The following is a 275-nucleotide window of genomic DNA, read 5'->3' as shown; positions in this document are numbered from 1 at the left end:
GTTGTTACAGCAACACATACAGAAACATCCGTTATTGAAGCGCCAGCGACCATCTCTGTAATCACAGAAGAAGAGTTGATGGCAGAACCTGGCACAGCCCTTAATGATCTTGTTAAGAATATCGCAGGTGTTGAGAGCCAAGTGGATGGTGGGCGTGCTGGTAGAGAGATGATCTCTATTCGTGGTATGGACTCAAAGTTCACCATGATCCTGATTAATGGTCGAAAAATCAGCTCTTCGAATGCTATTTTCCGTGGGAATGACTTTGACCTATC

Annotated in this window: 1 protein-coding gene; it reads left to right on the top strand. The window is 44.7% G+C overall.

What is annotated here, in order from left to right; translation table 11 throughout:
* Positions 1-275: TonB-dependent receptor plug domain-containing protein (locus tag AB4585_RS26315; RefSeq protein WP_372171705.1), on the top strand; the 275-nt coding region annotated here is incomplete at both ends.

It is taken from the genome of Vibrio sp. 10N.222.49.C9 (assembly GCF_041474985.1).
GTDB lineage: Bacteria > Pseudomonadota > Gammaproteobacteria > Enterobacterales > Vibrionaceae > Vibrio > Vibrio crassostreae_C.
This window is presented reverse-complemented; position numbering and strand designations above follow the sequence as displayed.